This window comes from Cognatishimia sp. WU-CL00825 (genome assembly GCF_040364665.1).
Lineage (GTDB): Bacteria > Pseudomonadota > Alphaproteobacteria > Rhodobacterales > Rhodobacteraceae > Cognatishimia.
Genome location: NZ_BAABWX010000001.1, coordinates 999,815 through 1,022,048, shown reverse-complemented (window position 1 = coordinate 1,022,048; position 22,234 = coordinate 999,815). Strand labels below are relative to the sequence as shown.

The window sequence follows — 22,234 nt, the reverse complement described above, 5'->3', positions numbered from 1 at the left end:
CACAGATGGCGTGATCTGCCAAATGTGACCAAAAATGAGACACCGAATCGGGAATTCCCGGCGAATTATGCACAGGGTATCCACAGGGCAAAATTGGATTTATGTGGGTTTATGTGCGTCTTGCCATGCGCGCGGGTCTTTCAAAAACGTTTCAACCTCGGCCAGGGTGCCTTCGGAAAACGCTTCCTGTGCGCGCGCTTCGGCTAGAACATCCCACCAAGTACAAAGGTGATGCAACTTTACGCCATGGTCGCCCAGCGTTTTGGTGGTTTCCGGGAAGATGTCATAATAGAAGATGACCGCCGTGTGCCCGCAAGTCGCACCAGTTTCGCGGATCGCATCCACAAAAGACAGTTTGGAACCGCCGTCAGTTGTCAGGTCTTCGACCAGCAACACACGTTCGCCTTCGCTCATCGCGCCTTCGATCCGGGCGTTTTTGCCATAGCCCTTTGGTTTCTTGCGCACATAGGTCATCGGCAGAGCCATGCGTTCCGCCACCAAGGCTGCAAAAGGAATGCCTGCGGTTTCCCCACCAGCGATATTGTCAAACGCCTCAAAACCCGCATCGCGCATAACAGTGACGGTCAAAAAATCCATCAATGTGCTGCGAATTCGTGGGTATGAGATCAGTTTGCGACAATCGATATAGCTGGGGGACGGCAAGCCCGACGCCAGAATAAACGGATCTTCTGTGTTGAAATTCACGGCCTTGATTTCCAACAGCATGCGCGCAGTCAGGCGGGCGATTTCTTTGCGGCTTGGATAGCTGGTGGGGATCATGGCGATTATCCTTTGGTCTGGGCTTTGGCTGCAGCGGAGGGAGCCTCCGGCGGGAGTATTTTAGGAAAGATGAAGGGTTTAGGTCACGTTCCAGAACACCGGGAAACCCGGATCAAACACTGTGACTGGGCCATCATCACTAGAGATTTTTTCCGGAAAAACCGTGGCGGTCTCTGATTTTCTAAGGGTAAGCGTTTCTGAATTCACGGGCAGTCCATAAAAGGCCGGACCGTTTTGTGATGCAAATCCTTCAAGCTTCTCAAGCGCGTTTTCTTCGTCAAACACATGGGCGAGCAGGGCCATTGTGTTGGTTGCTGTAAAACAGCCGGCGCAGCCACAACCGCTTTCTTTATTGGGGTCCGTGTGGGGCGCTGAATCAGTCCCGAGGAAAAAACGTGCATCCCCAGAAGTGGCCGCTGCGCGCAGAGCCAAACGATGGCTTTCACGTTTTGCCACGGGAAGACAATAGTAGTGCGGTTTGATGCCCCCGACCAGAATGTGGTTGCGATTGATAATCAAATGATGGGTTGTGATGGTCGCGCCAAGATCTTTGGCATTGGCTTTCACATACTCCACGCCGTTTGACGTGGTGATATGCTCCATGACCACTTTCAAACCCGGTGTCGTGCGGCGAATTGGGTCTAGAACACGATCGATGAACACCGCCTCGCGGTCAAAAATATCGATGTCGCTGTCGGTGACTTCGCCATGCACACAAAGCGGCAGGCCAATCTCGGCCATTTTTTCCAGAGTTGGACGCACTTTGTCAAAATCCTGCACGCCAGACGCGGAATTGGTTGTGGCCCCGGCGGGATAGAGTTTCACCGCTTTGACCAAACCTGAAGCGTGCGCTGCGGCGACATCATCTGGGTCGGTTTGTTCTGTAAGATACAAAACCATCAAAGGATCAAACTGCATACCTTTTGGCAACGCCGAAAGAATGCGTTCCCTATATGCAGTGGCCTGTGCACCCGTCACCACTGGCGGCACCAAATTCGGCATGATAATTGCGCGGCCAAAATGACGCGCAGTTTCAGGCAGAACGGCTTGCAACATTGCGCCATCGCGCAGGTGCAGGTGCCAGTCGTCGGGGCGGGCGATTGTAAGGCTTTGAGTCATGCCTGCGAAGTACACAGAAAAGGCCGTGCAATCCAGTGGCTATTCAGGTTTTTTCAGGGTTCACCCGAAGAAAAAGGTTCTGCGGCGTGCTTCCAATGCTAGCTCGAAACAAGACGTAGATTTGGGAGGTTAGCAGCGTGTTTGGCTTGATTGCTGACGCGCCGTTTGCGCACCAATTGGGCCGCGTCGAGGGCATTAATTCGCGATCGCAGGGATTTGATGTGGGTTTGCCTTGCGCTGGGTTGAGCCTTGAGCAAGCGTTGCAGATATGGTCTGTGTTGACGACGCTTTCGCATCAATTGTGTAAAGATATCAGCGGTTAGGGTCTGAGACGCCGCCTTGGTGATCAGACGATCCCGCAGAAACATGTCTTGTAGATCTATCTCGAAATGACTGCCAAAATAGGGCATGTGAAGCAGTAAATCTGCAGATTTGTCAAAGAGTTGAGCGTGTTTCTCATCCAAGGGTTCATGCGGATCAAACAGCACATAGACCGCACCCGCAGCCTCTACCATATCTGGTGCATAGCCATAACGATCGGTAAACGAATAGCGTGTGGCTGCCGGAAAGCGGGTTTCCCAGGGCACAACACGTGGGTTGAGGGTGGCCTGCGGATACAACAAAAGCACGCTGGCACCTGGGGCGGAAACTGAAAAGACAGCAGCGGCATATGCAGCAGCTCCGGCACCATAAAACAACACCTGCTCAAATCCATCAAAGAAACCCTGATCTGCAAGTCGGTCAAAATAAGCGTAAATCTCGGGACGACGGTACCAGCTTTCCTGACGGGCCATCAGGCACATGGTTGACCACCCTAGGTTTTGAGTGAAATCAAATCCTATCGGTAAGGCGGATCTGCTATGGGCATGAATGTTATCAAATCGCTCAAAGCTCACAAGCAATCGCGGTCCAGATCTAAAATATATGGCCGTGTGGTCAGGTCCAAGGGGATCGCAGAATCCATAAAAGCGCGTGATACGTCGCATCTGCCTTTGCCAGCGCGGCAAATCGAGTCCCCGAAGCGAGGGAGATCGCACACCCTTTGAAATCATTACCATAATCGTCGCTCGTTAAATTTTTGACTGACGAAAATAAAAGTGTCAGCAAAGCTGCACCTAAGCAGTCATTGCGGCGTATTTATGACACCAATAGAGCGGCATAGATCAAATGAGAGCGGTGGGCTGACACGCAAATTTGCCCCGACCTGAACAGGACGGGGCGTAGGCAACTGATTTAAAACTTGGAAAGGCTTAGAATATCCCCTGACAGACAATCATGATGATGCCAGCCAAAACAATAAAGCCACCATCAATCAGCACGGCAGCTTTGTTCTTTTCGGAGAACGCATCTTGTGCCATCACCAGCGTCGCTGCGGCCAAAATAGCCGCTATGGCAGTGCCAAGCGCCTCTATTTGAGCGGTTAGGCCAATGACGATTGCAAGTAGGAAGAGTGCAACGATCTGCAAACTCATCGCCATGACAGGCATTTTTGCTGGTGGATTTGGATCGATGCGTGAACCTAACGCCCAGGTGTGCCCCAATACCTTGGGGCTATAATAAAGCCAGCCAACAAAGAATGCGACCAGAGTTCCGACAATTATTGCAGTCCAGTTCAGAGGTTCCATCGTCTTGCCTTTCTTATGCGAGCTCGGCCGCTAGGGTTTCGAGAATCCGGGACCAACCGCCAAGGTGATTGTCACGCTTTTCTTCATCATAAAACGTAACATGGGTCAGCGTGATATGTGTTCCGTCACCCTGGGGTTTCAGATCCAGTGTCACTTCGCTTTCGGCAGGCGAAAAAGCGCTTTCCCAAGTAAAAACAATGCGGTTATTGGGCGAAATTTCGCGGTAAGTTCCGGCGTGCTGTAGATCATTATCCCCGACGCGCATGATAATTTCAAATGTGCCACCTTCGCGGGCGTCAGATTTTGCACTTGGCACCGACATATCGGGGCCGGGACGCATAAAGCGCGCAAGCAGTTCAGGATCGAGCCAGGCATTAAATACCTTTTCCGGAGCGGCATTGATCACGCGGTCCGTCGACAGGCGCAGGTCAGTGTTGGCTTTGGTCATCGTCATGGGCAGTCTCCTTTGTCAAAATATCGTCCAACGCCTCAAGGCGCATGGTCCAGATGGACCGCAATTCAGTGAACCATTGATCAATCAGCCGCAGCGGCTCGATCTGCACTTCGATAATGTGTTCGCGCCATTCAGTACGACGCAAAACCAACCCAGTTCGTTCCAACACTTTGATGTGTTTTGAAACGGAATTCAGGCTCATATCAAAATGCTTGGCCAAGGCGGTGACGCGGGATGGTCCGTGCTGAACGAGTAATGTCAGCAGGGCGCGCCGGGTTGGGTCGCTGGCGGCCTTCAATATCTCACTAAGTTTGGATGTTTCTTGTTCAACCATAAGGGTGAATAACATTTGAAAGATATTCAGTCAACCCATTGGGTGAATGATACTGTATCGAATTTTAGCGCCTTGCGGGAAGGATAACAGCGAACCAAGAGTTAGACGGGCATAAACCAACAAGCGGATCTGATTGTGGGGTGATCAATTTGAAGTGGAATTGGTCAGAGACTCGGCACCTGTCTGTCATTGTTCGCAATACCGCTGTACCCGCGGTCATCTTGGGGCGAACACCTTTGTGACAAAGGGCTAGATGCGCATTGGAAGTGACGAATGGATTACCTAGTATCAATCGTCACCACGTCGGTTCTTTCGAAGCAAACACGCGAAAAATGTCATCGCAATTGATGGTAGGTTTATGGATAAAGCGACATTTTATCAGATCGCCAACGATGCGGAAGATCGCGATCAGTATTAGACAAAAAAGCCCTCGATGCAAAGCACCGAGGGTTTTTGAACAGTTAATTTAAGACAGTTTTATCTGGATAGTGGGCCAATCATCATGATCATTTGACGACCTTCCATCTTGGGCATGTTTTCTACCTTGCCCAATTCTTTTGTGTCTTCTGCGACCCGCAAAAGCAGCTCACGGCCCAGGTTTTGGTGCGCCATTTCACGGCCGCGGAAACGCAGTGTGACTTTGACTTTATCGCCTTTTTCCAAAAATTTAACCACATTGCGCATTTTGACCTCGTAGTCATGCGTGTCTGTATTCGGGCGGAATTTGACTTCTTTCACCTGAATTGTGGTCTGCTTTTTACGGGCTTCGGATTCACGCTTTTGGGTTTCGTATTTAAACTTACCATAGTCCATGATCTTACAGACCGGAGGCGCGGCATTCGGAGAGATTTCAACCAGATCAAGCTCTGCGTCGGCGGCAAGCGCCATTGCCCGGGCAGGGGTGACTACCCCGTGGTTTTCTCCTTCGGCACCAATCAATCGGATTTCTGGCGCTCGAATGCGGTCGTTAATACGTGGGCCTGTGTCGCGCTGCGGGGGCGCGTTGTGGGGTCTGCGGGCTATGGTTTTGATCCTTCAATAATTCAGCCATTTGTGAGGCCGTAAGCTATATGCGGTGTTGTGCCGATACAAGTGGTTAATCAGCGGAAGTGAGCCAATAGTGCAGAGTTTCCCCCTTGAGGAAAGGCGTTGAAGCCGTCATGTGGTGAATCATCACAAACGACCCTGAAGATGGGTTGCAAGAAACACATGGGAGACGATCCATGAAAAATATCATTTGGGTAGTTGTTGCGGCGGCGGTTGCTGGTGTGGCGTATTTTCAATTTAGCGGGAAGGACGCGCCAGAAGAGGCGGCTCCGGCAGGGGTTGCAGCCCCTGAGCCAGTGGTCGAAGAAAAGGTAGATGCCGTAGCCGAGGCTGCAGCCAAAGCAGCGGCTGAGGCCGAAGCAAAGGCTGCAGAAGCCATGAAAGCCGCCGAAGAAAAAGCCGCTGAAGCCAAAAAAATGGCGGAAGAAAAGGCAGCGGAAGCCATGAAGGCGGCCGAAGAAAAAGCAGCCGAAGTCAAGGAAGCGGCTGAAACTGCCGTCGAAAACGCAGTTGAGAAGGCCGAAGAGGCTGTCGAAGGTGCTGTCGAAGGCGTGATGGAAAAAGCCAAAGATGCCATGGGCGTAGCCGAAGACACTGCTGAAACCGCAGTCGAAGGTGCCACCGAAATGGCCACCGAAGGTGCTGAAGCGGCAACTGACATGGCCAAAGAAGGCACAGAAGCTGCAGCCGATATGGCGACTGACGCCGTTGAGGGCACAACAGAGATGGCCAAAGAGGGCGCAGAGGCGGCAACTGACATGGCGGAACCCGCTGTGACAGAAGAGGCCACAACAGAAGTTGCGGCAGAAAGCACTTCTGCGTTGGACCTGCTGTCTCCGGAAGGCTTTGACCTTGGGAAAGTTGGCGAGATGATCGACGGTTCAGATCTTGGTGCACTGCAAAAGACCGCATTGAAAACTGCGATCGAAAAAGCGCAAGACAATCCTGAGTTGCTGAAAGCAGCGCTGGACAAAGCCAAAGAGGCTCTGGGCCTATAAGCCCCGAGTAAAAATCGAAATTTATTTTTGATTAAAGCCGCGTTCCCGCCAGGAGCGCGGTTTTTTTGTGGATCGTGCGCGCCGGTCCTTACCAGATGTTGATTTTGATGAACGCGGCGCACGCCGTGCTCATTTCTGGTTATTTGTACAATTTGTACGTTTCAGGCGCTGAATTGTACGATTCGGAATGTATCCTAAAGCCCGGCGACAGCAATTTTGGGGGACCAAGCAGAACCAAGCAAACGGCACGTGATTGGTGACCCAATCCCAGTTCAGGTTCAAATCTGACACCAATCTGGGGCCGCGCGTTTTAGTATTACTTGGTGCTGCGGGATTTATTGCTGCGCCACATGATGAAAAGACCCGAGAGTACGATCAGACCTGATCCAAGCAGCACGCGGCCGGTCAGGGCTTCGCCAAATACCAAGACGCCAAAACCAATGCCAAACAGCAATCTGGAATAGCGAAATGGGGTCACTGCAGACACATCTCCGGTGCGCATGGCCTTCATCAAGGCGGAATAGGCGATGACGCCCGCAAAGACTGCTGTGATCAGCACGAGGCTGGCCGCGCTGTTTGGCACGACAAAACTGCTGTTGTCCCAGACCGAAAAGGCCGCACCCGCAATAATCACTGAAATGAAGCCGTAAAAACCCAGCACCGCTGTGCCAAGCGAGGCCGGTGCAGCACGGCTGGCAAGATCGCGGCCCGACAACCCCAACATGCCAAGTACCGCCAGAATGGAAAGCGCGGAAAAGCTGTCGCCGCCGGGATTGATGATGATCAACACGCCGATCAAGCCAATCAAGATCGCGGCCCAGCGCCGCCAGCCAACGGTCTCGCCAAACAACAGCGCGGCACCGGCCACAACCACCAACGGGGTAGCTTGCAAGATGACAGTTGCCGACGACAGCGGGGTGAGCGTGACCGCCAAAACAAAGAACAAGCGTCCCAGAATTTCAAATGCAGCGCGAATTGCCATGGCGGGTGACAGGATTTCTGGTGCGCGCAGACCTTCGCCATTGCGCCGCGCAAGGGCTGCAAACACCAGCGCGCCGCCCATGCCAAACAAGATCAGGATTTGTCCAACAGGCAGGGTTTTTGCGGCTGCTTTGATGAAGACATCTTCGATCGCAAAGGCACCCATGGCGGCAACCATCCAGGCGCTTCCGATTAAATTGCTGCGATTGTCTGAAATAATGTGCGACATCGTTGATCCGTCATCAGGTGTGATTTTGCCATCTAGGTGGCATTCAAACCAAATGGCCCGTTTTGAAACGCTTGTCGATGTAAAATATTCTGGTCGCCATGGGGCAAATTTCGGGGCCAATTGACGAAAAAAAAGCCGCCCAGGGATCTGAGCGGCTTTGGTTTTTTGTCGTATTGATTGGATCAGTCGAGGAAGGCTTTTTCCACCACGTAATGCGCGGGTTTGGAATTTGCGCCTTCTTCCAGACCATAGGTGTTTTCAAACAGGTCCTTGAGTTCAAGGTTGAACGCCAGGTTGCCGCAGATCATGGCGCGATCTGATTCTGGATTTAGCGGTTCGACGCCCAGATCCTTGAAGGCCTCGCCAGAGCGCATCAGGTCGGTGATGCGGCCCATTTTGGGGCTCACTTCGCGGGTGGTTGTTGGATAATATTTGATCTTTTTCCAGAAGCCTTCTCCGATGACTTCGTTCAAAAGCTCGTCGTGTTTCAGGCTTTCGATCAGTTCCGCACCATAGGTCAGTTCGCCAGCTTCGCGGCAGGTGTGGGTGATGATGATCTCGTCGAATTTTTCATAGGTTTCTGGTTCGCGCAGCAGCGAGGCAAACGGCGCAAAGCCCGTGCCTGTGGCAAAGAACCAGATGCGTTTGCCCGGAACCAGCGCGTCGTGCACCAAGGTGCCCACGGGTTTGGGGCGCATGATGATTTCATCGCCAACCTTGATGTGTTGTAGTCTGGAGGTCAGCGGACCGTCTTGGACCTTGATCGAGTAGAATTCCATTTCTTCGTCCCAAGATGGCGAGGCGATGGAATAAGCGCGCAGCAGAGGTTTTTGCTTGCCGGTTTTTTCATTCACGTCGCCCATCAGGCCGATCATGACAAATTCGCCGGACCGGAAACGCAGGGATGCCGGACGTGTCACGCGGAACGAGAACAGGCGATCTGTCCAATGTTTCACTTGGGTCACTGTTTGCGCATCAGGCAGCGCGGGTTTTTTGGTGGCCTGTACGGCAGAGGCTTCGGTCACGGAGGTAAGCTCGTTCATATCATCAACAATGGGCGGTATTACCCGCCCTCCATGTAACAGTTTCTATTCAATAAAAAAGGGGCCAATTGGTCACGGCAGGCATGACCAACTGGCATAGCTCTTTAGTTTTGGGCCTGGGCGCGCAGGCGGGATTGATAATCATGCGCCTGCCAGTTGGCACGGGCGAGCCATTGATCTTGGGGTTGGCGGGCGGCGAGATCATCGGGGATTTCCACCTCGTCAAAGCCAGAACGGCGGGCCATGGCGTATTGATCGGCCAGCACTTGGCCTTTGGCACGTAGGCGGCCGGTGAAGCCCATGAGGCGCAATTGGCGGGCGATGGTAAAGCCGCGGCCGTCGTGAGAGTTTGGGAAATCAATGCGGATCATTTCCACACCCGCCAGAAGATTGGCGAGGTGGGTTGGGTTGGCATCAGAGGCCAGATCCAGCGACGTGACATCGTTGGCCGCTTTGGTTTCAAACTCGGCGACAAAGCCGTGGGTCCAATCGTCGGCGACAAAGCCGGTGTCATTGACGAGTACAGTCATGCGTTCACTCCTTTACGGACCATTTGACCATTTTCGAAATGGATGCCGCATTCAGTTTTATCTTGTCCGCGCCAACGGCCGGAACGGGGGTCTTCGCCGGGTTTCACCGGGCTTGTGCAGGGGGCGCAGCCAATGGACGGATAGCCTTTGGCCACAAGCGGGTGCTTGGGCAGGCGATTTTCTTCCATATAGGCGCGCACGTCTTCGGGGGCCCAATGGGCCAGCGGGTTCACCTTGATGCGCCCGGTGAAATCTTCAACTTCAAAGAATTCCAGCGCCGCGCGGGTGCCTGCTTGAAAACGCTTGCGACCGGTGATCCAACCGTCATAGCCGCGCAGGGCCTTTTGTAGGGGCCGGGTTTTGCGCAGGGCACAGCAGGCATCGGTGTCACGCTGGTGCAGCGTGCCATCGGGATCTTCGGCGTTCAGCGTTGCATCGCTGGCGCGGATGATCTGCATATTGGTCAGGTTGAGCCGCTCGGAAATTTCGAGCTGATATTCCAGAGTTTCGGCAAACAGCAATTCGGTGTCGACAAACAACACCGGAATATTGCGGTCCACCATCGCCACCAGATGCAGCAAGGCGACGCTTTCGGCCCCAAAGGAGCTGACCATCGCCAGTTTCCCCACATCCGGGTCTTTGAGCGCGCGTTCCAGAACGGCTGTGGCCGAGTGGTGCTTGTAGCGCGTATTTAACGCCTCCACCTTTTCCTTAAGAGGATCGGGTCTTTCCGATCCTCCTAGGTTCAAAGGTGTAACAGCGATTTCGCTTGTTACGATATCATGCGGCATTGGCCTGCGCCTCTGGGTAGATATAGGCTTTGAACGGGGCCATGCCGACGCGATTAAACGTCTGGATAAAGGTCTCGTTTTGGTCTTGGCGCAATTCCAGATAGCCTTGAACAGTGCGTTCGATGGCTGGCACGATTTCGTCATAGGCAAAGCCCGGTCCAACGCGCTGGCCAACGGCCGCCGTGTTGGTTGCGTCACCGCCCAGAGTGATCTGGTAGTTTTCTACGCCAGCCCGATCAAGGCCCAGAATGCCGATGTGACCCACGTGGTGGTGGCCACAGGCGTTGATGCAGCCAGAGATTTTGATCTGCAAGTGACCAATGTCATGCTCGAGCTTAAGATCATCAAACCGAGTTGCGATTTCCTGAGCCACTGGGATTGAGCGGGCGGTTGCCAGCGCACAGTAGTCCATGCCGGGGCAGGCGATGATATCAGAGATCAGGCCAATATTGGCGGTGTGCAGCTCTTGTTCGCGCAGGGCAGCATAGATCACAGGCAGGTCCGATTTGTGGACATGCGGCAAGATCACGTTTTGCTCGTGGCTGATGCGCAGCTCGTCATGGCCATATTGACGTGCAAGTTCGGCCATGGCGCGCATTTGATCCGCAGAGGCGTCGCCTGGCGTGTCGCCGTGTTTTTTCAGCGAGATGGTCACGATCGAATAGTCGGCATTTTTATGCGCGGCCAAGTTTGCATCTGCCCAGCTGCGGAACAGCGGGTCAGCATCATAGGTGGCAGTGTAGCCATCAGTAGAAGCTGATTTGAACTCTGGATTGGCAAAGAAGGCTTCGATGTCTTTCAGAAGCGCGACGTCAAAGCCGCCAAATGTTGGGCGGATCAGCTGAAAACGGTCTTCGACACGCTGGCGGATCTCTTCGATGCCGTGTTCGTGGACAGTGATTTTGATCCGCGCTTTGTATTTATTGTCACGACGGCCCAGCAGGTTCCAAACAGAAACCGTGGCTTCTAGATAGGACAGCAGGTCTTCTTGTTTGACGAATTCTTTCAGCGTCTTGCCGATCATTGGCGTCCGGCCAAGGCCACCGCCAACAACGATTTGATAGCCCAATTCGCCAGCGTCGTTTTTCACGATATAAAGCCCAATGTCGTGGGCTTTGATCACCGCACGGTCATTTTCAAGCGCGCCAGAGACGGCGATTTTGAATTTTCGCGGCAGGGCCTGAAACTCTGGGTGATCGGTAGACCACTGGCGGATCAGTTCGGCCACGGGGCGTGGATCGGCAACTTCGTCGGCGGCAGCACCAGCAAAGTGGTCAGCGGTCACGTTACGGATTGTATTGCCCGATGTTTGGATCGCGTGCAGGTTCACCTCGGCCAATGCATCAAGCATATCCGGCACGTCATTCAGTTTTGGCCAGTTGTACTGGATGTTCTGACGCGTGGTGAAGTGGCCATAACCTTTGTCCCACTTTTCAGCCAGCAACGCGAGCTTGTCCATTTGGTTGGCCGACAGCGTGCCATAAGGGATGGCAACGCGCAGCATGTAGGCGTGTAATTGCAGATACAGACCGTTCATCAAGCGCAATGGCTTGAATTCATCTTCGGTCAAAGACCCGTCGATGCGGCGTTCCACCTGGGCGCGGAACTGAACGTTGCGTTCGGCCAAAAAGGCGCTGTCAAAGTCGTTGTACTGATACATGATTATGCCTCTGCCTGTTTGCCGTGGAAGTAGTTGCTGGGGCCAACGCGCCGGAACTCTTCGCGGAAGTGGGTGGGAGATGGGTTGCCGTTTTCGTCTGCTTTGGCGTCGGCCAAGTAAACACCAACAGTGGTGGCGGCTTGTTGCTGGGCCTCGATCAGGCGCACATCGGCGTCTGCTTCGTCGGTCAACAGAACCGCCTCTGCCATTTGGCGGGTCCACTCACCGGTGTCTGTCATATAGATCACGTCGCCTTCGAGAAGGTGGTTGGCGGTGATGACTTTGGGTGTGAAAGCGCGGGCCATATCAGGCTTGCTCCTGTTGTTGGAATTTGGTGAGGGCAGCCGAAGCTGCGCGTGGGGTGAGGCCCACAAATGTCAGAGCCGGGCCATCAAGTGCGGCGTCGGCCAAATCGGCTGGCAGGGTTGCAAGCGTGCTTGCGACAACCCGTTGATTGGGGCGCGAGGCGTTTTCGATGACAGTGACGGCGGTTGTGCCATCAGCGCCATGCATGATCAGGCGGCCTTGGATAAAGCGCGCGGCCTTTTTGCCCATATAGATGGCGGCCACTTCGCCGGGTTTGACCAGATCGCGCCAGTCGTGGTCGGCAAAGCCTGCCACGTCATGGCCGGTCAGAAAGCGCACGCCGGAATTGCGGCCGCGTTTGGTCAGGCTTTGACCAATCGAGGCAACCGCGGCGGAGGCGGCGGTGATACCTGGCACAACATGCCAAGTGACAGCATGGGCGTCGCAGGCTTCGATTTCTTCGTCCAGGCGGCCAAAGACAGTTGGGTCGCCGGATTTCAACCGCACAACCAGTGCGCCTTTTTGGGCGTGGGTGACGATCAGATCGTTGATGGCGTTTTGTGGGGTCTGCTGACCAAAGGGGGTTTTGCCCGCATCAATCAATTGGGCTTCGCGGCGGGCCAGTTCCAGAATTTCGGGCGCAACAAGACGGTCGTAGATGACGACATCTGCGGTATCAAGCGCCTTGCGGGCCTTGAGTGTCAGCAATTCGGGATCACCGGGACCTGCGCCAACAAAGGCCACGTGGCCAGATTGTTTTTCAGCGGCCAGATGCGCGAACAGCAATTCATCAAGCGCTTGCTCTGCAGCGATTTCGCCTTTGGTTTCGACGCGGGGGCCGGATTTGAAGTAGTAATCTGCCCAAAAATCACGACGCGCACGGCCCCAAGGCAAAGCCTCGGCGGCTTTGCGGAAAGTTTTGCCAACGCGGGCGAGCATGCCAAGATTTGGCGACAGGCGCTCTTCGAGGTCAGCTTTGATGGCGCGGGCCAGAACCGGCGCTGCGCCTTCGGTGCCGATGGCGACGGTGACCGGATCACGGTCGACAATGGCCGGGGTGATGAATTGGCTGTCGTGAAGGTTATCAACGATATTTACGAGAACGCCCGCGTCACGTGCCAGGGAAGACGTGCGGGCGTCCTCTGTTTGATCTTCGTCCGCCGCATAAAAGAGGGCGGCGCCGTCAACATCCCCCTGTGCCAAGGCACGAGGGTGCCAAGTCAGGCGGTTATCTGTGGCCCAGGTCTGGATATCTTGTGAGGCGTCAGGGGCATACACATCAAGCGATGCTTCTGTTTTGAGCAGCAAACGCAGTTTGGCCACAGCCGCCTCACCACCGCCGGAAACGACGATGCGCTGTCCTTTGATGGACAAAAAGACGGGAAAATGTTTCATCGGGCCGAGCCTTTGCTGTTTGACTTCTAGTGCAATATAGGAAATTGTTCCGTATCTTGGCTAGATATCCAGATAAATAGAAACAAAAGTTTCTCTGGGTCGCCTGTTCGGGTTGAATGTTCTAAATCAATGGGGAAAATGGAATGACGTTGCGGATAGATGATATGGATCGGAAAATCCTTGATGAGCTGCAGCGGGATGCATCCCTGTCTTTGGACGAAATTGCCCGCCGGGTGAGCTCTTCTAAGACTCCAGTTTGGAATCGCATTCGCAAGCTGCGCGAGGGCGGGATCATCAAGCAAACAACGGCTTTGCTGGACGCCGAAGCCCTAGGTTTTGAGGCCTGTTTCTTTGTGCTGATCCGCACCAGCGAACACGAGTCCGATTGGCAGGCGCGCTTTTTGCAGGCCCTGCAAGATCGCCCCGAAGTACAAGAGGCGCACCGACTGGCGGGGGACATTGATTACATCTTGAAAGTGCGGGTCGCAAACGCGCGCGCCTATGACAAATTCTATCAAGCGCTGATCACCGAAGTGCGGGTGCATAACGTGACCGCGCTCTTATCGATGGAAGAGATTAAATCGACGACCTTGCTGCCGTTGGTGCAACCAGAGTAGCTGGGGCCAATGAGTGCTTGGAGTCCAAAGTTCTAGATGTCGCAGGTAGTGTCAAAATCGGCTTTGCCGCTATGACGGCGAAAGTGTTCTTGGCCGTTTCACGTTAATATCTGGCATCTGCGCGTGAGCAGGCGGGCGCCGGATTGTCTAAATCAGGGGCATGAGAACACTCACCGTATATGAAAAGGTCGCTCCTCATTGGAGCAAGAAAGCCCTTCGTCTTGGCTATGTAGGCGCCTATTCTGATTTCTTGGCAAATTCCGCCTTGGGATCAGGAACGGTTTTGGATGTGGGAACCGGCACAGGAACATTCGCATTTTCGTGGATCGATGCCGGAGGTAGCAAAGACATAACACTCCTTGACCCTTCAAGTGCGATGCTTGCGCGGGCCCAGGAAAAATTTGTGCACCGAGGGCTTAACCCACAGATCGTGCATTCGACGTTTGAGGACTTTCCCAGGCATCAAAAATTTGATGCGATCCTTGCATCTCATGTGCTGGAACTTTTTGATGCTCCGTCAGGCGTTATGCAAAGGTTTGCTGATCAATTGTCATCAGGTGGGCACCTATATCTAACAGTATCCAAGCCGCATTGGTGCAATTGGATGATTTGGCTTCGATTTCGACATCGTTGGTTTCGGCCTGAAACCATTTGTAAAATGGCGCAGGACGTTGGCCTGACCAAAGTGCGCGTACACAATTTTCTGACTGGCCCACCGAGCCGGACCAGTCACGGCTATATCTTTTCAAAACCCTAATCACAGAAAGGCAGCTTAATGCTCATCGCGCATGTAATCTTTTCGGTAGCACCTGAAAACAGGACGCTCGCAATAAAAACACTGAAACATGAGGTTTCCGTCGTTCGTGCGATGGACGGATGTATCGCCTTTATTCCTTTCCTTGATGCAACTAACCAGCAGAATGTAGGTGTCCTGCATGAATGGGCCAGCTCTGATGCGTTTGCAGCCTATATTGCATCGGACAGTTTCGCGTCCATCGGTGAAACTTTGCGCCCTATCATGATATCTCCCCCCGTCAGTAAGCGATTTGACGCGACAGTAAGCCAAAACTAAACAAGACATATGCAACCGGACGTCTATTGTTTTCATCGAAGTTTCGAACCCGCTGAGCCTTTTGAATTTGAGGTGGATCGACACTATTTGTTATACGCTTTGGAGGGAGCAGTTCGCTTAGAGGCGGATGGGCAGCGTTGGACGTTGCCCCCTGCGCGCGCCGCGTTGATCCGTGCAGGCCACCCGATCACGATCACCGTCTTATCGAAACTGACTACAGCATCCGTCCTGTTTTCACCCAAGGTCATGGCCACGCCACAACGGGTGTTGACGGTATTTGAAATGTCCCCCCTCGCGCGGGAACTGGTCCGCGAATGTCGGGATTGGGGAAGTGACGCTGGGCCGCTGTCCCCGTTTGCCGAACGCATTTTCGGAACGCTTGCAGACGTGGTGCAAAAGTTGGCTTTGGTACCAAGCAAATGCGTTTTACCATCACCGATTTCGCCCCAACTTGTGAAGGCGATGCAACTCACCGAAAGCATGGCTCATACAGATCTGAGCTTTGAAGAAATTGCAGTGATGTCCAACCAATCGCCACGCGCGTTGGCGCGTCGTTTTGCCAGCGAAATGGGCATGACATGGCGAGAAGTTCTACGCCATATCCGCATTATGAACGCCGTCGAAGCCCTGTCGACGACGGACACGCAGATAACGCAGATCGCACTTTGCGTGGGTTACGGATCGTTATCGGGCTTCAATTCCGCCTTCAGGCAAAAAATGCAGATGACACCTACCGAATTTCGCGCCAGTCTCCGGTCTTGACTACTTTTACTTCATTGCACAGCCGACATTCGTGCAACCGCTGCGAAAGCTTACTTCGTCCTGCGAAGCGAGCATTGTCACCACTTATTCTAGGCTCTAACCATCAAATGATCCGGCCCATGAAAATGGTATTTGTTGGGGCTTTGGCGAATTTGAGCTTGGGGCAGGGGCAAACAGCGCTTTGGGCGCGATTGGCCTTCCTCGGCTGTGGTGCGTTGCAGGTCGTCGGGTTTGCGGAAGGCGTCAATTGGATAGGTGCCTGGGGGAGCAGGAATATTATTCAAAGGTATTGGCCGGACCATTCATGGTACCGACATTGCCGTTCAATTGCGGGGTGCTCTGTATATAAGCGTTCAGAAATCCACGTTTATCAGCTGGCTTACCATGCTCGCCGTGCAAGTCTGGACTAGTGAAATAAGGTTTCTGGCGACCGGTCGATGGCAATGGCGGTTTTCTTGGCTTTTCGGCCTAACTGTTGAGATTCATGAAATAGTCGACGATTTCTGGAACGTTGCTGTCTCCTATACCTGCGTCCACAGCGGCCTGAAGATTGTGAGACGCGCCTTCTGCTATCTCGGCGCGAGTGCCCATGTCTTTGGCCATTTTAAGGAAATAACCCAAATCCTTGCTGGCATTGTTGATCGAAAACCCCAAATCGCTGACACCGTCCACGGCGTAGCTCTTACAGAAACCCATGAACGGCGAGTTGGATGGGCCCGCTGCCATGATGTCAAATAGCTGCTGGCGATCGACACCCGCGCGATCAGCGATGGCAAAGGCCTGGCTCATTGTGCAGACGGTGGTCATGCCCATGAAGTTGTTGATCAGTTTGGTCACATGACCCGCGCCAAGTGCACCGAGATAAAAAACATTCTCTCCCTGTTCATCAAGCACCGGCTTGACCTTGTCGAAAGTCTGTTTGTCGCCCGCAGCCATGATGTTGAGAAGGCCATCTTTGGCGTGCGCCGGTGTTCGGCCGAGCGGCGCATCCACCATGCCTGCGCCTTTTGCAGCAAGGTCCGCACCAATCTTGCGGGTTGAGGCCGGGATCGAGGTGCCAAAGTCGATCAGCACGGCGCCTTGCTTGATGCCAGCGAGTATTCCATCGTCCCCATATACAGTTTTCTCGACGACCTCAGAGGTCGTAAGGCAGAGCATGATAATATCGCTCTTTTTGGCCAATTCCTTTGGCGAGGCTGCCCTTTGCGCGTTGCCACGTGCAAGTATTGTCGCGACCTTGTCTGAAGCGCGGTCCAAGACCACCAGTTCGAACCCGCGTTTCTGGAGGTTTTCAACCATATTGCCCCCCATTAGGCCAATACCGATGAATCCGATGATGGGTTTGATCATGATGTTAACTCCGTTGGTATTGTTGCGCTTGTTGCAGGATCAGAGGAAGTCTTCACGATGTGGCGTAAAGACATCCAGGAGTGTGCCGGCTTCAAGACAAGTCGCACCGTGTTCGATATTGGGTTGTTTGTAGAGCGAGTCTCCGGCGGTCACGATGAAGGTCTTGTCGCCAACCGTGAACTCAAACTTTCCTGAAATAACGTAAGTGATCTGCTCATGGACATGGTGGTGACGTGCGGCCACCGTGCCCGTTTCAAAATGCACTTCGACGATCATAAGGTTGTCATTGAAGGCACCCACCTTGCGGGTTAGCCCACCGCCCGCATCAAACAGAACATTCTCTTGTCTGGGGAACATGTTTTTAACAGTCATTTTAGTGTCTCCGTTGAGCTAGGTGTTAGCAAGTTTGTTCATGACCACCTTGAAGGGGTTTTCATCGGCATCAGTGGGTTAGAGATCTGCGTCGTAGCCCCTATCGTCCATGACGCTAAAAAAAACCGTTTTGAGCATTCAGCTTGTCTGCGTTGGCAAAATAGGAATTGCGGGCGAAATAGATCTCGCCTTCTGCGCGGGTCATTTCTGGTGACAGGCTTTGGTAGGCGGCAGTGGCCTCGCCAGCGAAGACAGGCCAATTGGGACGACGCATTCTGTTTCTGACACCGTCAGATCGATCCCGTGGACCACCTGCACCGCGTCGTATGACTTCACGATGCCGCTAAGATTACTCCAGATAAATTCCCTTCCTATTGGAACGGCCTGAACGGGCCGCTCAGCACAAACCGAATCGTTTTTCATTATCTGGTATACTAGTCGACTGTTCAAAATACCAGTCTGGTATACTAGTTTCTTCTTTGATAGAACTATGGAAAGTCAAAGTTCGGAAGGAGTTGAACTCATGGCACCTCAAATTGCTCAAAGTGAACGTCGTACCAGCGTAGATGATGTGTTTGATTACTTGCATGAACAGATCGTCACCTTGGGACTCAAGCCGGGCGATAAAATATCAGAGGCCGAAATTGCCAAGGAATTTGGAGTGTCTCGCCAGCCAGTGCGTGATGCCTTTAGTCGCTTGGCCAATCTTGATCTATTGTTGATACGTCCGCAGCGCGCGACGGAGGTGAAACGGTTTTCAATGCGAGAGATCGAAAAGTCTCGCTTTGTGCGTGCTGCAATCGAAACAGAAGTTCTGCGCCGTGCGGCCGCCAACTGCGACAAGATGGGCGCGGCCCGATTGAATGCCGAGCTGATTTTGCAGGAGGCTGCAGCTGAGGCCAAGGACTTCGAGCAATTTGGTAAGCTGGATTACAATTTCCACAAGACCCTGTGTGATATCGCGATGGCCGACTATGCATTTGACGTCATACTTGAAGAAAAAGCCAAGGTAGACCGGCTTTGCATGTTGGGAATGGACAAAGAGCAACGCATGCCCGTCTTGATCGATGATCATCGCGACATTGCAGAGGCCATCACAGCACACAATGCGGACGGAGCCATTGAAGTGGGTTTGAAACACCTGTCGCGGCTTGATGATACGATCGCTCGGATCACCGCAACAAACGCAAACTATTTTGAGCGCCCTGGATAGGTACCAAAACGCTTGACCACAGTTGGGTTGTCACGCGGTCCGGTGACATAGAAACGCGCGACTACGGAACGGGACCACTGTTATGGCTCATGGCGGCCCAAAAGCAGTTTGGGGAGCCAAGCAAGTCTACGCGCAAGTCTTTGCGATGGCGTCGTCGATGACCCTAAGCGATCTTTTTGCACGCAACTGTCGTAATTGACGGATTCTTGTTGTCTTCTCTGGCAGAAGGCGCACTTGCGCCGGTGGGCTGGCAGCTAGACTTGGCGAGCATTCATGGCCCCCGATGCCATCAGCTATTTTAAGCTCTGACCATCAGCCGTTCCAGCCCATGAAAATGGTATTTGTTGGCATAGGATGGCGCTTGGGTGATTTTAAGGTTGGGGCAGCGTTCAAACAGCACTTTGAGCGCAATTTGCATTTCAAGTCGGGCCAGCGGTGCGCCGATGCAGAAATGGCGTCCAGCCCCAAAGGCCATGTTGGTTTTGATGGGACGGTTTGGATTGAACACATGCGGGTCGTCCCACATGGCGGGATCATGATTGGCCGCCCCGAGCAGCAGCGCGATTTGGTCGCCTGGCTTGAGCAGATGCCGGCCAACCTCGACCTCTTCATAAGCATAGCGGGTGAACATATGCAGCGGCGGGTCAAAGCGGATCAGTTCTTCGACGGTCTGGGCGTTGTTTTCGCCGGTGATCCAGCTGGGATCTGTCTGGGTTTCAAGCAGGGTTTTGACTGCATTTCCGAGGGTATGCACGGTGGCTTCGTGGCCAGCATTTAGCAAAAGAATACAGGTGGCTATCAATTCGTCAGTCGAAAGCGTTTCGCCATCTTCTTCGGCCGCAATCAATTCGGTCAGCAGATCGTCGCCGGGGTTTTGGCGTTTTTCATCGACATAAGACCGGATGAAATCCGCAAACTCCTGCGAAGCCTGCGCCGCGGCAACCTCTATGTCGTGGGTGCGCGAAGCCTGATACATGGAAACCATGGCATTGGACCAAGTCAGCAGCTTTTGAGACATGATTTCCGGCACGCCGAGCAAACGCGCGATGATGATCACTGGCAGCTGCGTGGCAAATTTAGGCAAGAGATCAAAGGGTTCGGACGGAAACTGGTCAATCAATTGGTGGCTGAGTGCCTCGATCTCTGGTCCCAGGGTTTGAATGCGTCGCGAAGTGAAGGCGCGCATCACCAGCCCGCGTAAACGGGTGTGACGGGGGGCTTCGAGTTCAAGCATGGAATGCGCTTCGATGGCATAAAACGGGGCGGTGTGCGGCGCATGTGCTATCTTTTGGTCGACGGGCACTTCGCGCCCCAACCGGCGATCTTTGAGCAAAACAGACACCGTGGCGTGGGAAAATGCCGCCAGCATTTTGTAATCCTGCCAAAAATGGACAGAACCTGTGGCGCGCGCCTTTGCATAGAATGCATAGGGGTTCTGGACAAACTCTGGCTCTGTCGGGGATTGAATTACTGTGCTCATGTGCAGAGTTTCATCCTGCATTAGGTGGGATGCAAGCGGGTTTTTTCGGGGGTATGCGACTTTTCGGAGCAATTCTGGATGTTGCGGGCAGGTCGACTTGCGTGCAATAAAATTACTCAGGAGGATGCGCGAATTGGAATCTATTACTTTGACGTTTGAAATGTCGGTGGTGCTTGGCCTGCTGGCGTTTACTGTTTTCTTATTTGTTTCAGAAATTGTGAGGATCGACTTGGCGGCCATCTTGGTGATGGTGTTGCTGGGATTGATATCGCAATTTCCCAGCACGCAAAACGTGGCGGACGTGGCCCATCTGTTTGACGGTTTTGCGTCTAATGCTGTGATATCGATCATTGCGGTGATGATCATCGGGGCCGGGTTGGACAAAACCGGGGTGATGAACAAAGTGGCCGCGGTCATTCTGAAGCGGGGGGGCAGCACAGAAGGCCGGATTATACCGATCATTTCCGGCACGGTTGGGGTGATCTCTTCGTTTATGCAAAACGTTGGGGCGGCGGCGCTGTTTTTGCCGGTTGTCAGCCGGATTTCGGTGCGCACCGAGATTCCCTTGTCGCGCCTTTTGATGCCCATGGGCTTTTGCGCCATTTTGGGGGGCACGATGACATTGGTTGGGTCTTCTCCTTTGATTTTGTTGAATGATTTGATCCTGTCGGCCAACACAACATTACCAGCAGATCAGCAGATGGAACCTTTTGGGCTGTTCTCTGTGACACCGGTTGGCATTTGTTTGGTGCTGACGGGGATCATTTATTTTGTGGTGTTTGGCCGTTGGGTTTTGCCTAAGGGCAGTAAGGCCGGCGACGGCACCAGTGCGCAGGGTCTGAAACAATATCTAAAGCGGATTTATGGTCTGAAAACCGATATTTTTGAGATCAGCATTCATGAGGAGCATGGCTGCGGCGGCATGACCTTTGATGATCTGATGCAGAAATATCATGTCTATGTGATCGGCTCTGCCTATCAGGGTAAACGCTGGTTTGCGCCGTTGATCCGCACCGAAATCACTGCACCTTGTCGCCTGGCGGTGTTGGCGCGGCGCAAAGAGGTGATGCAAATGGTCGAGGCCGAAGGCTTTACTCTGCATCCGATGCTGGATGTTTTCGCCGAGGACTATGCGGCGACCCAATCTGGTGTGGCTGAACTGGTTATTCCACCCGGATCAAACCTGGTCGGCAAATCCGCCCATGATTTGGTTTTTCGCAAGGCCTATGGGGCCAGCATGTTGGCCATTCACCGGGACGAAGAGACCATGAGTTATGTGGCCACAGAGGACCACGAGCCAACAGCGATTGCAGAAGTGCCGTTTAAGGTTGGCGACACATTGGTCATTCACTCGACTTGGGAAGCGTTGACACGGTTGACCGAAAACCGGGATTTTGTGGTTGTGACCACCGATTTTCCACGCGAGGAGATGCGACCACGGAAATTGGGTTGGGCGCTGTTGTTCTTCCTGATTGCGCTGGGTCTGATCCTGTTCAGTGATGTGCGCTTGTCGCTGTGTTTACTGACTGGCGCAGTTGGCATGATTTTGACCAAAGTTCTGGATATCGATGAGGCCTATGAGGCAGTCAGTTGGACAACGGTGTTTTTGTTGGCCAGTCTTATTCCGCTGGGCATGGCGGTGCAAAGCACGGGCACAGCGGAATGGATTGCGCATCAGATTTTGGCTTTGCTGGATGGTTGGCCGCTTTGGGCCTTGCAGACCGGTGTGGCGGTTCTGGCCACGATATTCACCTTGGTGATGTCCAATGTCGGAGCCACGGTGTTGCTGGTGCCATTGGCGGTATCGATTGCCTTGGCGGCTGGAGGAGATCCGGCAATTTTTGCCCTGACTGTGGCGATCAGCACGTCAAACAGCTTTTTGATCCCGACCCATCAGGTGAACGCGCTGATCATGGGGCCAGCGGGTTATAAGGTGATGGATTTTGTCAAAAGCGGTGGCATCATGACCATCTTGTTCTTGGTGGTCTCTATGCTGATGATGAATGTTGTGTTTTAGGCATTTGCTAAGAAATGAAAAAGGCGCGCTGTGACGGGCGCGCCTTTTTTTGTGTAGTT

The 22,234-nt window shown here is 53.4% G+C and carries 25 protein-coding genes; 7 read left to right on the top strand and 18 right to left on the bottom strand.

Annotation, left to right across the window (positions count from 1 at the left end; translation table 11 throughout):
- Positions 1 to 99: 99 nt before the first annotated feature.
- The 7 genes from ABXG94_RS05040 to infC form a co-directional block, all read right to left on the bottom strand.
- Positions 100 to 780, bottom strand: coding sequence for an orotate phosphoribosyltransferase (locus ABXG94_RS05040; RefSeq protein WP_353532704.1), 681 nt, complete (start codon positions 778 to 780; stop codon positions 100 to 102).
- 78 nt (positions 781 to 858) lie between these two features.
- Positions 859 to 1,899 (bottom strand): dihydroorotase, encoded by a 1,041-nt coding sequence (gene pyrC, locus ABXG94_RS05035; RefSeq protein ID WP_353532703.1) that lies wholly within the window; start codon positions 1,897 to 1,899, stop codon positions 859 to 861.
- Positions 1,900 to 1,997: 98 nt separating this feature from the next.
- Positions 1,998 to 2,702, bottom strand: a complete 705-nt coding sequence (locus tag ABXG94_RS05030) for a phosphoadenosine phosphosulfate reductase (RefSeq protein ID WP_353532702.1) — start codon at positions 2,700 to 2,702, stop codon at positions 1,998 to 2,000.
- Between the two features lie 447 nt (positions 2,703 to 3,149).
- Positions 3,150 to 3,524, bottom strand: a complete 375-nt coding sequence (locus ABXG94_RS05025; protein ID WP_353532701.1) for a DUF1761 domain-containing protein — start codon at positions 3,522 to 3,524, stop codon at positions 3,150 to 3,152.
- 13 nt (positions 3,525 to 3,537) lie between these two features.
- On the bottom strand, positions 3,538 to 3,978 hold the full coding sequence (locus ABXG94_RS05020; protein ID WP_353532700.1) for an SRPBCC family protein: 441 nt from the start codon (positions 3,976 to 3,978) through the stop codon (positions 3,538 to 3,540).
- On the bottom strand, positions 3,953 to 4,327 hold the full coding sequence (locus ABXG94_RS05015) for an ArsR/SmtB family transcription factor (RefSeq protein ID WP_353532699.1): 375 nt from the start codon (positions 4,325 to 4,327) through the stop codon (positions 3,953 to 3,955). The genes ABXG94_RS05020 and ABXG94_RS05015 overlap by 26 nt, the downstream gene beginning before the upstream one ends.
- A 462-nt stretch (positions 4,328 to 4,789) precedes the next feature.
- Positions 4,790 to 5,284, bottom strand: a complete 495-nt coding sequence (infC, locus tag ABXG94_RS05010; protein WP_502901692.1) for a translation initiation factor IF-3 — start codon at positions 5,282 to 5,284, stop codon at positions 4,790 to 4,792.
- Between the two features lie 251 nt (positions 5,285 to 5,535).
- Here infC and ABXG94_RS05005 point away from each other — a divergent pair, with 251 nt between their 5' ends.
- Complete coding sequence (locus ABXG94_RS05005; RefSeq protein WP_353532698.1) at positions 5,536 to 6,357, top strand: translation initiation factor 3; 822 nt, start codon at positions 5,536 to 5,538, stop codon at positions 6,355 to 6,357.
- A gap of 316 nt (positions 6,358 to 6,673) precedes the next feature.
- Here ABXG94_RS05005 and ABXG94_RS05000 read toward each other — a convergent pair whose 3' ends face one another.
- The 7 genes from ABXG94_RS05000 to cysG all read right to left on the bottom strand — a co-directional run bounded on the left by ABXG94_RS05000 (position 6,674) and on the right by cysG (position 13,292).
- Positions 6,674 to 7,567: a DMT family transporter gene (locus ABXG94_RS05000; protein ID WP_353532697.1), complete on the bottom strand. Its 894-nt coding sequence runs from the start codon at positions 7,565 to 7,567 to the stop codon at positions 6,674 to 6,676.
- Positions 7,568 to 7,749: 182 nt separating this feature from the next.
- Positions 7,750 to 8,610, bottom strand: coding sequence for a ferredoxin--NADP reductase (locus tag ABXG94_RS04995; protein WP_353532696.1), 861 nt, complete (start codon positions 8,608 to 8,610; stop codon positions 7,750 to 7,752).
- Between the two features lie 104 nt (positions 8,611 to 8,714).
- Positions 8,715 to 9,140 carry a DUF934 domain-containing protein gene (locus tag ABXG94_RS04990; protein ID WP_353532695.1) on the bottom strand — a complete coding sequence of 142 codons (426 nt, stop codon included), beginning with the start codon at positions 9,138 to 9,140 and terminating at the stop codon, positions 8,715 to 8,717.
- Positions 9,137 to 9,931 (bottom strand): phosphoadenylyl-sulfate reductase, encoded by a 795-nt coding sequence (locus tag ABXG94_RS04985; RefSeq protein ID WP_353532694.1) that lies wholly within the window; start codon positions 9,929 to 9,931, stop codon positions 9,137 to 9,139. Before ABXG94_RS04985 ends, ABXG94_RS04990 begins: the two co-directional genes overlap by 4 nt.
- The gene (locus ABXG94_RS04980; RefSeq protein WP_353532693.1) at positions 9,921 to 11,591 is read right to left on the bottom strand and encodes a nitrite/sulfite reductase; all 1,671 of its coding nucleotides are present in this window, start codon (positions 11,589 to 11,591) and stop codon (positions 9,921 to 9,923) included. The genes ABXG94_RS04985 and ABXG94_RS04980 overlap by 11 nt, the downstream gene beginning before the upstream one ends.
- Before the next feature lie 2 nt (positions 11,592 to 11,593).
- A complete protein-coding gene (locus ABXG94_RS04975) occupies positions 11,594 to 11,896 on the bottom strand; it encodes a DUF2849 domain-containing protein (protein WP_353532692.1) in 303 nt (100 codons plus the stop codon).
- 1 nt (position 11,897) lies between these two features.
- Positions 11,898 to 13,292 (bottom strand): siroheme synthase CysG, encoded by a 1,395-nt coding sequence (cysG, locus tag ABXG94_RS04970; protein ID WP_353532691.1) that lies wholly within the window; start codon positions 13,290 to 13,292, stop codon positions 11,898 to 11,900.
- Between the two features lie 143 nt (positions 13,293 to 13,435).
- On the opposite strand from cysG, the gene ABXG94_RS04965 reads away from it, so the two are divergent.
- The 4 genes from ABXG94_RS04965 (at position 13,436) to ABXG94_RS04950 (ending at position 15,743) form a co-directional block, all read left to right on the top strand.
- Positions 13,436 to 13,909, top strand: a complete 474-nt coding sequence (locus ABXG94_RS04965) for an Lrp/AsnC family transcriptional regulator (protein ID WP_353532690.1) — start codon at positions 13,436 to 13,438, stop codon at positions 13,907 to 13,909.
- Between the two features lie 160 nt (positions 13,910 to 14,069).
- Complete coding sequence (locus ABXG94_RS04960) at positions 14,070 to 14,666, top strand: class I SAM-dependent methyltransferase (protein WP_353532688.1); 597 nt, start codon at positions 14,070 to 14,072, stop codon at positions 14,664 to 14,666.
- 18 nt (positions 14,667 to 14,684) lie between these two features.
- A complete protein-coding gene (locus tag ABXG94_RS04955; protein WP_353532687.1) occupies positions 14,685 to 14,981 on the top strand; it encodes a putative quinol monooxygenase in 297 nt (98 codons plus the stop codon).
- 72 nt (positions 14,982 to 15,053) lie between these two features.
- A complete protein-coding gene (locus ABXG94_RS04950) occupies positions 15,054 to 15,743 on the top strand; it encodes an AraC family transcriptional regulator (protein WP_353532686.1) in 690 nt (229 codons plus the stop codon).
- A gap of 468 nt (positions 15,744 to 16,211) precedes the next feature.
- Here ABXG94_RS04950 and ABXG94_RS04945 read toward each other — a convergent pair whose 3' ends face one another.
- The 3 genes from ABXG94_RS04945 to ABXG94_RS04935 form a co-directional block, all read right to left on the bottom strand.
- Entirely contained in the window at positions 16,212 to 17,093 is an 882-nt protein-coding gene (locus ABXG94_RS04945; protein ID WP_353532685.1) for an NAD(P)-dependent oxidoreductase, read from the bottom strand.
- 39 nt (positions 17,094 to 17,132) lie between these two features.
- Positions 17,133 to 17,465, bottom strand: a complete 333-nt coding sequence (locus tag ABXG94_RS04940; RefSeq protein ID WP_353532683.1) for a cupin domain-containing protein — start codon at positions 17,463 to 17,465, stop codon at positions 17,133 to 17,135.
- Positions 17,466 to 17,580: 115 nt separating this feature from the next.
- The gene (locus ABXG94_RS04935) at positions 17,581 to 17,739 is read right to left on the bottom strand and encodes a hypothetical protein (protein ID WP_353532682.1); all 159 of its coding nucleotides are present in this window, start codon (positions 17,737 to 17,739) and stop codon (positions 17,581 to 17,583) included.
- A 249-nt stretch (positions 17,740 to 17,988) separates the two neighbouring features.
- On the opposite strand from ABXG94_RS04935, the gene ABXG94_RS04930 reads away from it, so the two are divergent.
- On the top strand, positions 17,989 to 18,678 hold the full coding sequence (locus ABXG94_RS04930) for a GntR family transcriptional regulator (RefSeq protein WP_353532681.1): 690 nt from the start codon (positions 17,989 to 17,991) through the stop codon (positions 18,676 to 18,678).
- A 298-nt stretch (positions 18,679 to 18,976) separates the two neighbouring features.
- On the opposite strand, the gene ABXG94_RS04925 is transcribed toward ABXG94_RS04930, so the two are convergent.
- Complete coding sequence (locus ABXG94_RS04925) at positions 18,977 to 20,158, bottom strand: cytochrome P450 (RefSeq protein WP_353532680.1); 1,182 nt, start codon at positions 20,156 to 20,158, stop codon at positions 18,977 to 18,979.
- A gap of 133 nt (positions 20,159 to 20,291) precedes the next feature.
- Here ABXG94_RS04925 and ABXG94_RS04920 point away from each other — a divergent pair, with 133 nt between their 5' ends.
- Entirely contained in the window at positions 20,292 to 22,175 is a 1,884-nt protein-coding gene (locus ABXG94_RS04920) for an SLC13 family permease (RefSeq protein ID WP_353532679.1), read from the top strand.
- Positions 22,176 to 22,234: the final 59 nt, after the last annotated feature.

Bases quoted from the DNA above. Each gene is read 5' to 3' on its own strand.
- ABXG94_RS05040 (WP_353532704.1), bottom strand. From the start codon at position 780: ATGATCCCCACCAGCTATCCAAGCCGCAAAGAAATCGCCCGCCTGACT.
- pyrC (WP_353532703.1), bottom strand. From the start codon at position 1,899: ATGACTCAAAGCCTTACAATCGCCCGCCCCGACGACTGGCACCTGCAC.
- ABXG94_RS05030 (WP_353532702.1), bottom strand. From the start codon at position 2,702: ATGTGCCTGATGGCCCGTCAGGAAAGCTGGTACCGTCGTCCCGAGATT.
- ABXG94_RS05025 (WP_353532701.1), bottom strand. From the start codon at position 3,524: ATGGAACCTCTGAACTGGACTGCAATAATTGTCGGAACTCTGGTCGCA.
- ABXG94_RS05020 (WP_353532700.1), bottom strand. From the start codon at position 3,978: ATGACGATGACCAAAGCCAACACTGACCTGCGCCTGTCGACGGACCGC.
- ABXG94_RS05015 (WP_353532699.1), bottom strand. From the start codon at position 4,327: ATGTTATTCACCCTTATGGTTGAACAAGAAACATCCAAACTTAGTGAG.
- ABXG94_RS05005 (WP_353532698.1), top strand. From the start codon at position 5,536: ATGAAAAATATCATTTGGGTAGTTGTTGCGGCGGCGGTTGCTGGTGTG.
- ABXG94_RS05000 (WP_353532697.1), bottom strand. From the start codon at position 7,567: ATGTCGCACATTATTTCAGACAATCGCAGCAATTTAATCGGAAGCGCC.
- ABXG94_RS04995 (WP_353532696.1), bottom strand. From the start codon at position 8,610: ATGAACGAGCTTACCTCCGTGACCGAAGCCTCTGCCGTACAGGCCACC.
- ABXG94_RS04990 (WP_353532695.1), bottom strand. From the start codon at position 9,140: ATGACTGTACTCGTCAATGACACCGGCTTTGTCGCCGACGATTGGACC.
- ABXG94_RS04985 (WP_353532694.1), bottom strand. From the start codon at position 9,931: ATGCCGCATGATATCGTAACAAGCGAAATCGCTGTTACACCTTTGAAC.
- ABXG94_RS04980 (WP_353532693.1), bottom strand. From the start codon at position 11,591: ATGTATCAGTACAACGACTTTGACAGCGCCTTTTTGGCCGAACGCAAC.
- ABXG94_RS04975 (WP_353532692.1), bottom strand. From the start codon at position 11,896: ATGGCCCGCGCTTTCACACCCAAAGTCATCACCGCCAACCACCTTCTC.
- cysG (WP_353532691.1), bottom strand. From the start codon at position 13,292: ATGAAACATTTTCCCGTCTTTTTGTCCATCAAAGGACAGCGCATCGTC.
- ABXG94_RS04965 (WP_353532690.1), top strand. From the start codon at position 13,436: ATGACGTTGCGGATAGATGATATGGATCGGAAAATCCTTGATGAGCTG.
- ABXG94_RS04960 (WP_353532688.1), top strand. From the start codon at position 14,070: ATGAGAACACTCACCGTATATGAAAAGGTCGCTCCTCATTGGAGCAAG.
- ABXG94_RS04955 (WP_353532687.1), top strand. From the start codon at position 14,685: ATGCTCATCGCGCATGTAATCTTTTCGGTAGCACCTGAAAACAGGACG.
- ABXG94_RS04945 (WP_353532685.1), bottom strand. From the start codon at position 17,093: ATGATCAAACCCATCATCGGATTCATCGGTATTGGCCTAATGGGGGGC.
- ABXG94_RS04940 (WP_353532683.1), bottom strand. From the start codon at position 17,465: ATGACTGTTAAAAACATGTTCCCCAGACAAGAGAATGTTCTGTTTGAT.
- ABXG94_RS04935 (WP_353532682.1), bottom strand. From the start codon at position 17,739: ATGCGTCGTCCCAATTGGCCTGTCTTCGCTGGCGAGGCCACTGCCGCC.
- ABXG94_RS04930 (WP_353532681.1), top strand. From the start codon at position 17,989: ATGGCACCTCAAATTGCTCAAAGTGAACGTCGTACCAGCGTAGATGAT.
- ABXG94_RS04925 (WP_353532680.1), bottom strand. From the start codon at position 20,158: ATGAGCACAGTAATTCAATCCCCGACAGAGCCAGAGTTTGTCCAGAAC.